Here is a 14,276-nt window from a genome sequence, read left to right on the forward strand (position 1 = left end):
GGTGTTCTAATTTTGGTATCGCTCTCAAAATAAATATTGAAACGTTTCCAACTTGATGTTATTATGATTTTCATAACAGAGCTAAGTGGGGGGTTAGATGTCAAGTATTAAAGATGTAGCCAGTCTAGCTGGCGTAGCTGTTGGAACCGTCTCACGCGTCATTAACAACTCGGGAGCCGTAAAGCCTGATACACGCAAAAAAGTAGAGAAGGCCATAAAAGAGTTGAATTATTATCCTAATGAAATCGCTCGTAATTTTAAAATGCAAAAATCAAAGACAGTGGCATTGCTCCTCCCCAGTATATGGAACCCTTTCTTTTCTGAACTGGCTTATTACATTGAAGATGAATTAGATCTCGAAGGCTTCAAGCTTATGCTGTGCAATAGCGGAGGCAAGCCGGAAAAGGAACTCTATTATCTGGATATGCTTCGGCAAAACAAAGTGGCTGGCATAGTCGGTATTACTTACAACGATATTGAAAGCAGTGTGAGGAATAACATCCCGATTGTAAGTATTGACAGACACTTTAACAAGAAAATCACCTGTGTGACGTCTGACAATTATGAAGGAGGACGTCTAGCTTTAAGGGAACTGGTTAAGGCAGGTGCCCGAAAACCGGCCTTTTTGGGAAGCGTCACTTCCGTCTTTAGTGAAACCATGAATCGCAGAAAAGGGTTCGTTGACGAGGCTGAGGAAATGAAAGTCGACTATGTGATCTATGAAAAGCCAGATCCCATTATGGACGACGATGCTTACTTTGACGAGTTTTTCAAAACGCATCCCGATGTGGATGGGATTTTCGCTATTACCGACTTACTGGCTGCCAACTACATTGACAGGGCAGGAAGGATGGGTTATCGCGTTCCGGAAGATGTTAAGGTCATCGGGTATGACGGGATTCAGGATCATCCCTATTTCCATCCGATATTGTCCACCATTAGGCAACCTGTCGAGGAGATGGCACGTACGACAATCAGACTTCTTTATAAAAAATTCGAAGGAGTAACTTTGGAGAAGGAAGTATATCGCTTGCCTGTACATTTCAGACAGGGTGAGACTACTTAACTCATAATAATTGATCGTTAGCGGTTATCTCCTCTAGCGATCAAAGTAAGACCCCAATTCAGTTATCTGATTAGTAGATGGATATGCTGCAGGGGATGTTTTTTAACTTTAAGTTGGAAACGTTTCAATTAAAATTGGAAACGTTTCAATATATCAACAAAGAGAGGACATATGAGGGTGAATCCAAAAGACTCCGCGAGCTATCAACCCGGAAGCCAAGTGAAACGTAAAACGTGGGCACGGCTCAAACGTGACTATGAACTGTATCTGTTTCTGCTGCCAATCATCATTATTTATGCCGTATTCAAGTACTACCCAATGTACGGGGTACAAATTGCATTCAAGGACTTCTCACCAAGTCAGGGAATATGGGGGAGCGATTGGGTAGGTTTTCAGCATTTCATTGATTTTTTTGATTCCTATAACTTCTGGTCCATCATATCAAATACGCTAACGCTTAGCTTCCTGTCACTCCTATTCGGTTTCCCGGTTCCGATTATCATTGCGATCATGCTGAATCAGATGTTAGGCAAGCGGTATAAGAAATTTATCCAGACCGTCATTTATGCTCCGCATTTTATTTCTACGGTAGTACTCGTAGGTATGCTCCATGTTTTTTTATCGCCCAACAGCGGTTTGGTGAATCACATGATCACCTGGCTTGGCGGTGACCCTGTTCTCTTCATGGCGGACGAGGGATGGTTTCGACCCTTGTACATATTGTCAGGGATTTGGCAAGAGACCGGTTTCGCCACCATTATTTACCTGGCTGCTTTAGCGGGAGTCAATCCCGAACTTCACGAAGCAGCAATTATGGATGGTGCGAGTAAATGGAAACGAGTATGGTACGTGGATATTCCAAGTATTTTACCGACGATCGTAATTTTGCTGATTCTCGCTCTAGGAAACATCATGAGCATTGGTTTTGAGAAGGCATTCCTAATGCAAAACGATTTGAACTACGCTACTTCCAACATTCTTCCGACCTATGTTTATGAAATGGGGATTCAGAAAGCACAATACAGTTTTTCCACGGCAGTTGGACTGTTCAATTCCGTGATCAATATTATCCTGATTGTCACCGTCAACCGAATTGCCAAAAGATTGACGGAAACCAGCCTTTGGTAAAGGAGAGCTTAATTTGAATCAGTTATTGAAAAGAAAAAGCAGAGGGGACATTTGGTTTGACGTGATCAACCTTGTCTTATTGAGCTTGATTATGCTTCTCGTGTTATTCCCGTTGTATTTTGTGTTGATTGCTTCATTCAGTGATCCAAATCAGATCTATTCCGGGAATGTTTGGTTGTTTCCAAAAGGGTTCACGTTGGATGGTTATGTTCGAATCTTCAGCGATTCTTCGATTTGGATCGGTTATGCAAATTCCATTCTTTATGCGGGTGTAGGAACGCTGATTGGTGTAGCTGTTACGGTATTTGCAGCCTATCCTTTGGCTCGCAAAAATTTGATGGGCAAATCGGCAATCATGTGGTTTTTGATGATCACCATGTTTTTTAGCGGGGGACTAATTCCCACGTATCTGTTGATTAAGGACCTTCAGATGTTGGATACCATCTGGGCTTTAGTTATTCCAGGAGCCGGCAGTGTTTTCAATGTCATTATCGTGAGGACGTTTTTTCAGTCATCCATTCCGGATGAATTGTGGGAAGCGGCTTCAATTGACGGCTGTTCCAACACCCGATTTTTCTGGAGCATTGTAATGCCTTTGTCAAAATCAATCATTGCTGTCATGGTTCTGTACCATGTGGTTGGTTTCTGGAACGGTTTCTTCGATGCTTTGATTTATATGAATGACGAAAGCAAGTATCCGCTTCAGCTGGTACTCCGCAATATCCTTGTCCAGAACCAGGTTAACTCCGGCATGATGGTGGATGTGGAATCATACGCGGCGAAGATGCGTGTTACTGAACTTATCAAATACGGTGTCATCATTGTATCCAGTTTGCCGCTGTTAATCTTGTACCCATTCCTTCAGAAATACTTTGTCAAAGGCGTAATGATCGGTTCGATCAAGGGATGATATTGACACGGTACTTGAAGGGGGGGATGTACGGGAGATGTATACGTCTCTGCAAACCGGCTCCAACAAAGATCAAAAAAAATTGACCAGAGATTGAAACAAATTCTTGGGAGGTTTATGCATCATGAAATCTGTATTCAAAAGTGCGGGAATTTTAATACTGACTGGCGCATTTGCACTAAGTGCATGTTCAGGAGACGGCGGATCGAAGAAACAGACTTCCAACCCACCTGCCGATTTCAACAAGACCGGTCTTCCGATCGTTGAAGAAGCGATTTCTTTAAAAATGGTATCCCCGAAAGCTGCATTAGCACCGGAGTATGCGCAAATGGAAATATTCAAGCGTCTTGAAGAGCAGACCAACGTTAAGATCGAGTGGGAGAATATCCCGGACACTGATTTTGCAGAAAAGAAAAACCTTTTGCTCGCAAGCGGAAATTTACCAGATGCATTTTACGGGGCTGGTTTTACAGATTACGAACTAATTAATTACGGTGAAGACGGAACCATCATTCCCTTGGAGGATTTAATTGATCAATATGCACCTAATCTGAAAGCGCTTTTAGATAGCAGACCTGATATCAAGTCCTCCATCACAGCACCTGATGGGCACATTTACGGGCTGCCTTCTTGGGAGGAGAACAACCTTGGAACCAACCCCTTCTTCCACGTGATTAATAAAAAGTGGCTCGACACACTGGGTTTGAAAATGCCTGAGACGTTGGACGAATATACGGAAGCGCTGATGGCATTTAAAACTCAGGATCCAAATGGAAACGGTAAAGCCGACGAGATTCCATTGAGCTTTATGCATATGCAGTGGTGTATGGATATTGCAGGGATTTTCGGAGCGTTTGGCCTGCCGGATAATCTGGAGCACCGGGTTGTTCGCGATGGCAAAGTTATTTTTACTGCGACGCAGCCCGAATATAAGGAAGCCCTTAAATATTTTAATGAGAAATGGTATAAGCAGGGTTTGATTGATCCTGAATCCTTTACCCAGGACGCAGCGCAGTATCTGGCCAAAGGCAAAACAACAGACGAAACGCTCGGCTCCTATATCTGGTGGGAGGTGGAGGAAGTTGTTGGACCTGATCGAGGAAAGGATTATGCATTGTTGTCTCCGTTAAAAGGACCTAATGGTGCCCAAACGATTGGACGAAGCAATGGGGGTGGCCCCGGTCGTGGTGCATTTGTGATCACGAAGGAAAACCAGAACCCAGAAATTACGATGCGCTGGATCGATCAACAGTATGAACCGTACATGGCAGCTCAAATTCATTGGGGCCCGCTGGATGTTGTATTCGAGAAGGATGAGAATGGGAAATTGGTAAACTTGCCCCTACCTGAAGGAACATCAGCAGGAGAATTCCGTCAAAAAGTGGCTCCGGGCACAGGCGGACCAGGTGTCATTACGATCGACGACTTCGGAAAAGTTGTAGACATGGAGCCTAGGGCACAACAGCGCGCTAAAGATTTGGAAAAATATTACGAACCTTACATGGAGAAGGAAAGCTACCCGAGTATCTTCTTTGAACCGGAGGAGCTGGACAAAATCAATAGAATTGAGTCAGAGCTGATTAAATATGTAAATACCCAACGAGGTAAATTCATTGTCGAGGGCGGCGTGGATGAGCAGTGGGACAATTATGTGAAGACATTGGAGAAAATGGGATTGAACGAGTTGATGGAAATCTACCAAAACGGGCTGGATCGATATAACGCAACTTTAAAAAAATAATTTAACAAGCGATGGGTGGAGAGAAGTTGTGCTTGATGTTATAGCTATAGGAGAAGTGTTGATAGACTTTACTCCAGTTGATTCTGCTGGGGGAAGCACCCAACAGTATGAGTGTAATCCTGGAGGGGCACCGGCTAACGTAGCAGTGGCGCTATCCCGATTGGGAGTCAAAGCTGCATTAATCAGCAAGATTGGAGAGGATCGTTTCGGTTCGTTACTGCACCAAGCCTTGCTTAGCAGTGGGGTTGATGTATCAGGGCTCACATTTACCGATGAAGCGAATACAACGCTAGCCTTTGTTCACTTGGATGAAGACGGCGACCGGTCATTCAGTTTTTTTCGGAAGCCAGGAGCGGATACCTTCTTATCCTCACAAGATGTTCCTTTCGATCTGATCGAGAACGCCAGAGTACTGCATTTTGGATCATTGTCGATGACCCATGAGCCCGCACGGACGGCAACGAGAGCAGCTGTCGTTAAGGCCAAAGAGACTGGCGCACTGCTTTCATTTGATCCGAATATCCGTCTTTCGCTATGGGAGACTGAAGAGGCAGCGAAGCAGAATATTCTTTGGGGCTTGCAGTATACCGACATTTTGAAAATATCGGAAGAAGAACTCAGCTTTATCACGGGTGCAACAGACATTGAAAAAGGATCTTTGGAACTGCAGCAACAATTTGGCATCCCCTTGATTGTCGTAACGTTAGCAGATAGAGGCTCCTATTACCGGATGACCGCTCATGATGGATATGCTCCAGGTTTTCCGGTAAAAGCCATCGACACGACAGGCGCTGGCGACGCATTTCTGGGCTGTTTTTTAACCAAGTTGCTGGAAATAGGGAATTCATTAAATCTGCTGACAAAGCAGCAAATCATCTACATGTTAACGTTTGCCAATGCTGGCGGTGCATTAGTAACAACTCGGAAGGGAGCTCTCCAATCTATGCCAACGACAGATGAAATAAACAAAATGATAGACTCTAGTAAAGAGTTCAAAATGGACAGTTTCAGACCAGGATTTCATTTCTCTCCTCCCTCCCATTGGTTGAATGATCCGAACGGATTAGTTTATTACGAGGGCGAATATCATCTGTTTTATCAGAACCATCCCTTTAGTAACCAATGGGGCCCGATGCACTGGGGCCATGCCGTGAGTGAGAATCTGATTCACTGGCAGCATGCACCAATCGCTTTGTTTCCTGATGAGCATGGAGCTATATTTTCCGGTTGCTGTGTGGTTGACTGGAACGATAGCAGCGGGCTGTTTGAAGGTCACCATGGATTGATTGCAATCTTTACTCATGCGGATACATATCCGGAGACTGATCAGCCTCGACAACGGCAAAGCTTGGCTTACAGCCGCGATAAAGGAAAAACCTGGCATAAATATGCGGGGAATCCGGTCCTTGCCGAACCTGATCTGGTTGACTTCAGGGATCCTAAGGTATTCTGGCATGCAGAAAGTAAGCGATGGATTATGGTTATAGTCGCGGGTGACCATGTTCGCTTCTATCGATCGGAAAATTTGATTGATTGGGCGCTCGCCAGTGTATTCGGTCATGAGGAAGGTTCCCACGACGGTGTTTGGGAATGCCCAGATCTCTTTGAATTGCCTATCGGTGATACGGGGCGTACCAAGTGGGTGCTTATCATAAGCATAGGGGATAATCCTTCTTGTCCGGAAGGCTCACGTACCCAATACTTTATCGGTGAGTTCGATGGAGTGACGTTCATTAACGATAACTCCGCTGATCACATCATGTGGCTAGATTATGGTCGGGACAACTATGCCGGGGTCACCTGGTCGGATATACCTGAAAAAGACGGCCGGCGCGTGATCATTGGATGGATGAGCAACTGGAAATATGCCAACGAGACGCCAACAGGTACTTGGAGAGGGTCAATGACTTTGCCTCGGACCTTGGCATTAAGCAGTCAGGATGAAGGAGTCGTTTTAACCCAAATGCCTGTTCGGGAAATAGAGCAGTTGCGGAAAGACCCCATGAGTTGGTCTGATGTCAGAGTGACGGCCGAGACACCGTTTAGTCATAAAATTAGCGATGATCTGCTTGAGATTGAAGTCGATATCGATATGGGTTCCAGTGACGAGGTACAGATCATCATGAAATCCACCGGAGAGAGTGAAACGGTTATCGGGTACGATTCGATGCGCGAGTGGTTGTTCATTGACCGCACGAAGTCGGGACTGACTGACTTCCATTCATCGTTTCCATGCAACCACGGTGCCAGCATGTCCCAAGAGAAGGGGAAGATTAAGCTGCATATCTGGCTGGATCGCAATGCGGTTGAAGTGTATGGGAATGATGGCCTGGTTGTCCTGACCGATCAGATTTTCCCGGACGCGCCAATGGACAGTATTTCTATTATTTCGAAATCGGGACAAGCGAAACTGAACCTGCTGCATATCCATGCTCTTCAGTCGATCCATGCTTCTAAAGATGTCATAAAGCAGATATTAAGGAGGGGGGAAGTATGAATTCGAAAAATCAGGGCTTGATGATGTCCTGGACCTTTGACGAAGGAACAGGATTCAACACTATGGAGAGCATATCGAAAGTTCGGGATCATATTCATTATGTATTTAATCAAGCAGAATTCACCGAACCGTGCGACCCGCAGTGGAGAAAAGGAGTGGTGGGAAATGGACTCCTTTTCGATGGTTACTCGACTTATATTGCCCATGCGACTCACGCTAAAGATCCAAACATCAAGTACAACTACCGATCAGAGCTAAGTATTGGAGTATGGCTTGCACCACGTTCTTATGAATGGGGGTATGAAGGAAAGTTATCTGCCATTGTGAACTATCACAACATGGATCGCAAGCAGGGATATCTGCTGGGGATGTATCGTCATGGCTCTTGGTCCTTTCAAGTCGGTTTGGAAAGTGGGGATTGGAAAGAACTTTGGGCACCGGACGGACATGAACTTCCCAAGAACCAATGGTCGTACGTGAATGCTGTATTTGATGGAAATCAAGGGATCATGAAGCTTTACTTAAACGGCAGTGAAGTCGCTTCGACTGATCTACCTCGTGGTTCCCGGCTGGTCGAGGCTTTAGACACGGAATTGCTCATTGGCAAAAACAATCACAGCAGTCTGCTGGCAGATGTATTCAGCCTTCACATGTTCAGCGGTATGCTTGATGAACTCAACATTTATAATCGGGCCCTGAGCAAACAAGAGGTAATCGATTCTTATCGATATGTAATAGATACCAACCACAGAGGATCCCATCCGCTATTAAATGATGAGGAAATAAAGCTGGATCGGAGGCCGCTGCTACCGGATCGCCATAGACCGCAGTATCATGTCAGCCCGCCAGCGCATTGGATGAACGAGCCTCATGCACCGATTTATTTTAACGGGCAATATCATTTATTTTATCAGCATAACCCCCTTGGCCCGTTTTTTCATCAAATCCATTGGGGACATTGGGTAAGCAAGGATCTCGTACATTGGCGGGATCTTCCTGTGGCCTTGGCTCCCGAAAAAGATCAACTCGCCCCGGACGGAATTTGGTCGGGAAGTGCAACTTATGATGTGGAAGGTTTGCCTGTCTTATTTTTCACGGCGGGAAATGACAGTGCTTCGCCGAATCAGAGCGTGGCCCTTGCCCGAAGCACTTATCCCATGGATAACGATCCGGATCTGGTTCATTGGGTCAAACATCCGGAGCCGTTGATTGTGCAGAAGAAAGGAATGGGTGCATTCGGAGATTTCCGGGATCCGTTCGTATGGAAGGATGATAATGGCTGGTATGCCTTGGTCGGGTCAGGGATTGAAGACGAAGGAGGAGCCGCGCTTGCCTTTGTGTCCCAGGATATGCTGAATTGGACGTACAAAGGGCCCTTTTTTAAAGCAGATATTCAGAAGTTTCCTTATCTTGGACCCATCTGGGAGCTTCCTGTGCTTCTTCCTTTAGGTCGTGACCGAAAGGGGGAGAACAAATTTCTCCTGTTAGTCAGTCCTGTGGGACAGGGAGCGGACGTCGAGGTATTCTACTGGATCGGGCAGCTTGACATGCAAGAACTATCATTTATTCCTGATCAAGAGGAGCCTCAGTTGATTGATGTTGGTGATTTTCATTTTACTGGCCCTAGCGGAATGATAGATCCCAAGACTGGCAGAAAGATCGTATTTACGATTGCACAAGGTGACCGAACGTCGGAGTTGGAATATAAATCGGGCTGGGCTCATAATGGCGGCTTACCGTTAAGTGTGTATTTACGGGAAGACGGACGGCTGGGGATTGAACCCATTCAGGAGCTTCAATCATTACGAGGCGCTAAGCGGTTGTCGTTATATGACAAAACATTGGCTGAAGCGAACGAACTGCTGCAGGAGGTCCAAGGCGACATGCTTGAGATTCAAGTGGTAATGGAGCCGGTTAGCGCAAAACAATTTGGAATGAAGTTACGTCGTACGCCTGATGGAGAAGAAGAGACCCTTCTGTTTTATGATATGAGTGAATCGATGTTCTTGGTAGATCGAACAAACACCACGCTTCATCCGGGAGAAAAGTGCAGAGGTGTGCAAGGCGGTAAGCTTGAACTGCTGGAAGATTATCTAAGGCTTCACATTTATATGGACCGCTCTATGGTCGAAGCTTATGCCAACGGATTAAAAAGTCTGACAACCCGAGTGTATCCAAGCCGTTTGGATGCATTGGGACTTGAGATTTGGGGAGATGGGGAACTGTTGGTTAAATCGCTGGATATATGGGAGATGAAATCCATTTGGTAAAAAGAGCGCTTAGGCGCTCCTTACCCTTTGGACAATTTGATCAAAAACCAGGACTTTTATGAAAGCGTGCTATTCTCTCTCCTTTATGCTTCATGACCATTCTTCCTTGTAGAAGGGGAGCTGTCAAAATTCCGGTGAATATAAAATCGTGAAGGAGAGCTCTTGAATGAAATATGCAAGTACAAGAAGAACCTGGATGATAAGAATGATCATATGGACAATGCTTCTCCAGCTTGCTGTACCTGAAATATCAATGGCAGCCGAAACACATGAAGAGGTGGGGCAACTTCCAAAGACTGAAACGGAACTGTCCGTTATGGATACCGTCTATCAAATTCAAAACCCAGGATTTGAAACAAAAGATTTGACGGGTTGGACGGTAGTCAAGGGCGATGCTTTCGGCGAGAACAGCGTATCGGACGAAAAAGTTTGGTGGGCGGAAGCAATACCGTACAACCAGGAAGGCGATTATCATTTAAACGGTTGGAGATATGATGAATCAGCAACCGGTGTGCTTCGCTCCAGCACTTTTGAACTTGGCGGCAGCGGCTGGATCAGCTTCAAACTTGGCGGTGCAAAGAACCCTGACAAGGCATATATCAATATCGTGGAAGCTGAGACGGGACAAGTTATTGGCAGGTATGGGAACAGCGCTTTTGCCGACGTTGGTTTCCCGGATCCCACACAAGGATTGCGCTTAGCTAATATGGAGCAGTATAAGGCAGATCTTTCCGAATATTTGGGCAAGAAGCTGTATGTGGAGATCGTCGATCATGCAACCACGGACTGGGGAGTGATATTTGCGGACGCATTCTTCATGTATCATGAAACCGAACCTGCTGAAGGAATTATCGCCACGGATATCAAGCCTGATTTCAAACGCTATCAAATCGAAAATCCCAGCTTTGAAACCGGGGACTTAACAGGATGGACGGTTGTCGAAGGTGAGGCATTTGGGCCGAACAGTGTATCGGACGACACAACCTTTTGGGATGAACAAATCCCGTACAACCAGGAAGGCACCTATCATTTGAACGGCTGGAAATATAATGAGGCTGCCACCGGTGTGCTTCGTTCAAGCACCTTCGAGCTGGGCGGAACAGGCTGGATTTCCTTCAGACTGGGTGGAGGCAAGAATCCGAATCAAGGGTATGTGAGCGTCATCGAAGCGGATACGGGAGACTTGATTGCCAGGTACGGTAACAGTGAATTTAATGAGTCCGGGTTCCCGGATCCTGCGCAGGGTCTGAGACTGGCGAATATGGAATTATATAAAGCCGACCTGTCCAAGTATATTGGAAAGAAATTGTATCTTGAAATCGAAGATCATGCAGCATCGGATTGGGGACTGATATTTGCGGATGCCTTCAATACCTTCAGTGAAACCGTACCGGATGAAGGTGTCATGGCAGAGAACATTATCCCGGCCGAAATCACAAACCGCAGTTTTGAAACCGGGAATTTGGATGGCTGGACAGCTGAAGGTACTGCTTTTCAAGTATCCCAGGAAGCTCAAGCCGGTAAAGAAGGGAACTTCTATGCCAAGTCTTCTGCGGAAGGACAGGGCTCTATTACCTCCAATACTTTTACCATGCAGGGAACCGGAAGCATTACCTTTACTATTTTAAAAATCGTCAATCCGGAGGATGCCTACGTCGCAATTTATGATGCGTCCACAGATACGTTGCTTAAAAAGACTGGGGATATCAGTGCGAACGAGAAAATTTCCTGGAACATGCAGGAACACTACAATAAGAAGCTCTATGTCAAGGTTGTTGATCAATCCAACCAAGCCAGTATTGCTGTTGACGCTTTTCAAGCTCGTGGTTTGGGGACCATTTTCTATATGAGTCTTGATGAAGGCGCAGGAAAGAAGGCGCTTGAAGAAGTAAGCAATCTGGAGCATGATGTGAACTATGTATTTAACAACGCCAGATACATGGCCTCGAAGGATCCGAGATGGACTCCGCGTGGAGTCAAAGGCGGCGCCTTGTTGTTTGATGGATATTCAAATGATATTGAGATCAATACAAAGGATATTATACCTGTAAGCGATGCGTTTACGCTTGAAGCTTGGGTCGCCCCGCGAAGCTACGAATGGGGGGACGGGAACAAGCTGTCTGCGATTGTAAACCAGTCTGATCAGGATAAAGCCGAAGGCTTCGCGCTTGGCATGTACCGGCACGGCACATGGTCGATGCAGGTCGGGATCGGTGGTCAGTGGATTCAGGTATGGGTAAAGGATCACCCGCTCGAAAAATACAAGTGGAATTATGTGGCCGCTACCTTCGATAAGAAAGAAGGAATGATTAAGTTATATCTAAACGGAGAGGAAGTGGCTTCCCAGGCAACACCAGTCAATGTCCCGATCACACCATCTGGAGCAAGTCTGATTATCGGGAAAAATAATAAACCGGTAGAATTGGCTGGCTTGTTCTCCTACAATATGTTCAGCGGACTCATTGATGAGGTGAAGCTGCAGAACAAAGCCCTTACCGCTCAGGAGCTGCTAGCTGAATACGACGAGGTGAAGTCGCTTCACGGGGGCGCGGTTCCGGTAATTCCGAATGGTGATATTGATGAGGACCCAAGTGTGTTTGATGGAGATCAGCACCGCCCCCAATACCATGCGATGCCTCCTCAAAACTGGATGAATGAAGCGCATGCACCGATTTATTATAACGGTAAATACCATTTATTTTATCAGCATAACCCGCAAGGTCCGTTCTGGCATCAAATCCACTGGGGACATTGGGTTAGTGACGATATGGTTCACTGGGAGAATGTGAGGCCTGCTCTTGCCCCCGAAGCTGGCACCTTGGATCCGGACGGCGCATGGTCAGGAAGTGCAGCGTATGATCGCGACGGAAATCCCGTTCTCTTTTATACCGCCGGCAATGACTCCCTGTCTCCGAACCAAAGAACAGGACTTGCGACTCCGGCAGATTTATCCGATCCCAATTTGGAACAATGGGTGAAACATCCCGCGCCAGTAACAGAGCAGAACGGGAATGGCATCCATAACGAGTTTCGTGACCCGTTTGTCTGGTACGATGAAGAGGTCGATAAGTGGTATCAGTTAGTGACGTCCGGCCTTGAAGATTTCAACAGTGGAACTGCTTTGGTGTATGTGTCCGACGATATGTACAACTGGGAGTATAAAGGACCTTTATTCAATAGTGACAGAAGCCAGTATCCAGAGCTCGGTACCGTATGGGAACTGCCCGTATTATTGCCGTTAGGCAAGGACAGTACGGGTAAGCAAAAGCATATTTTTATGATAAACCCTCATGAAAAGCCGGAGCATGTTCCTCCCGCGAGCGATGTGAAAAGAGATGTTGAGGTCTTTTACTGGATTGGCACCTGGGATCGGGATAACTTCAAATTTATACCTGACCAAGAGGCTCCTTCTAAATTGGATGTGGGTGATGGCTATTTAACTGCAGAGAGTGGAATGGTCACACCTGACGGAAGAACGGTTGTTTATTCCATGGTTCAAAATGTAAGAACACCTCAAGCAGAATACCAAGCTGGATGGGCCCATAATTTAGCATTGCCGATTTCACTTAGCCTGGACGAGCAAGATAAATTGCGTATCGAACCCATACAGGAATTGCAGAGTCTTCGGGGAAATAAGGTAGTTGATTTTGCAGACAAAAACCTGGAAACCGCCAATCAATTGATTAAAAATGTCAAAGGCGACATGCTGGAGATTGTAATGGAAATTGATCCCGGCGAAGCCCAGAAATTCGGCCTCAAGGTGCGGCGCTCCGATAACGGCCAAGAGGAAACACTCATTTACTACGACAAGACAAACGGGACATTGAATGTGGATCGCACGAAGAGCAGCATTGACCCGGATGTACGTGTGGACGGCATTCAAGGCGGATATGTGGATCTTGACGGAGAGAACTTGAAGCTGCATATTTTTCTTGATCGTTCAGTTGTTGAAGCCTTTGCCAATTACAAGAAAAAGCTGACAACCCGCGTCTATGTGGGCAGGTACGACTCCCTGGGACTGCAGGTCTGGGGCGACAACGATATTACGGTCAAGTCGATGGAAGTATGGAACATGAATGCCTTAAAAGGGGAAGCGGCTGCTCCGGTCGATGTGCCTGATGACTGGGATAACTCGGTGTATACCGATATTACAGATCTGCCTAACCATGATTTTGCTGCAGGCGACTTAACTGGTTGGGTAGCTGAAGGAGAGGCCTTCTCGGATGTTCATGTGACAGATACACCATTTTTCTGGGACACCATTTATTTTAATCCGTCGCAAAAAATTCCGGGTGGCTATCACTTATGGGGCTTCAACGAGGGCGCCGGAGGTGACAGCTTAACGGGAACGCTAAAATCACAAAATTTTGTCCTTGGCGGAAACGGTAAAATCAATTTCCTGGTTAGCGGCGGGCGTGATATAGATAAGCTGTATGTTGCACTGGTCCGGGTATCGGACGGTAAAGAGTTATTCAAAGAGACTGCCACCAATTATGAGGAATATCAACGGAAGATTTGGGATGCGTCGGAGTACATCGGCGAGGAGCTTTACATTAAGGTGGTTGATCAATCCATAGGCGGATTTGGTCATATTAACGTCGATGACTTCAATGTACCGGTTAAGGTAAACAATTCCACGGGTGTAACCGTTACTTCGCGATAAA

Annotated in this window: 7 protein-coding genes; all 7 read left to right on the forward strand. The window is 46.1% G+C overall.

The genetic code is table 11. From position 1 onward, the window contains the following. Positions 1–97: 97 nt before the first annotated feature. The 7 genes from AB3N00_RS02010 (at position 98) to AB3N00_RS02040 (ending at position 14,275) form a co-directional block, all read left to right on the forward strand. Positions 98–1,066 carry a LacI family DNA-binding transcriptional regulator gene (locus tag AB3N00_RS02010; protein ID WP_413033060.1) on the forward strand — a complete coding sequence of 323 codons (969 nt, stop codon included), beginning with the start codon at positions 98–100 and terminating at the stop codon, positions 1,064–1,066. Positions 1,067–1,237: 171 nt separating this feature from the next. Next, positions 1,238–2,194 (forward strand): ABC transporter permease, encoded by a 957-nt coding sequence (locus AB3N00_RS02015; RefSeq protein WP_413033061.1) that lies wholly within the window; start codon positions 1,238–1,240, stop codon positions 2,192–2,194. A 13-nt stretch (positions 2,195–2,207) separates the two neighbouring features. Continuing rightward, on the forward strand, positions 2,208–3,104 hold the full coding sequence (locus AB3N00_RS02020; protein WP_413033062.1) for a carbohydrate ABC transporter permease: 897 nt from the start codon (positions 2,208–2,210) through the stop codon (positions 3,102–3,104). Between the two features lie 124 nt (positions 3,105–3,228). Continuing rightward, on the forward strand, positions 3,229–4,845 hold the full coding sequence (locus tag AB3N00_RS02025) for an ABC transporter substrate-binding protein (protein ID WP_413033063.1): 1,617 nt from the start codon (positions 3,229–3,231) through the stop codon (positions 4,843–4,845). 28 nt (positions 4,846–4,873) lie between these two features. Then, on the forward strand, positions 4,874–7,342 hold the full coding sequence (locus AB3N00_RS02030; protein ID WP_413033064.1) for a PfkB family carbohydrate kinase: 2,469 nt from the start codon (positions 4,874–4,876) through the stop codon (positions 7,340–7,342). After that, the gene (locus tag AB3N00_RS02035) at positions 7,339–9,612 is read left to right on the forward strand and encodes a GH32 C-terminal domain-containing protein (protein ID WP_413033065.1); all 2,274 of its coding nucleotides are present in this window, start codon (positions 7,339–7,341) and stop codon (positions 9,610–9,612) included. Before AB3N00_RS02030 ends, AB3N00_RS02035 begins: the two co-directional genes overlap by 4 nt. 166 nt (positions 9,613–9,778) lie before the next feature. Next, positions 9,779–14,275: a GH32 C-terminal domain-containing protein gene (locus AB3N00_RS02040; RefSeq protein ID WP_413033066.1), complete on the forward strand. Its 4,497-nt coding sequence runs from the start codon at positions 9,779–9,781 to the stop codon at positions 14,273–14,275. Position 14,276: the final 1 nt, after the last annotated feature.

The sequence above is a fragment of the Paenibacillus xylanilyticus genome (genome assembly GCF_047246825.1).
GTDB lineage: Bacteria > Bacillota > Bacilli > Paenibacillales > Paenibacillaceae > Paenibacillus > Paenibacillus xylanilyticus_B.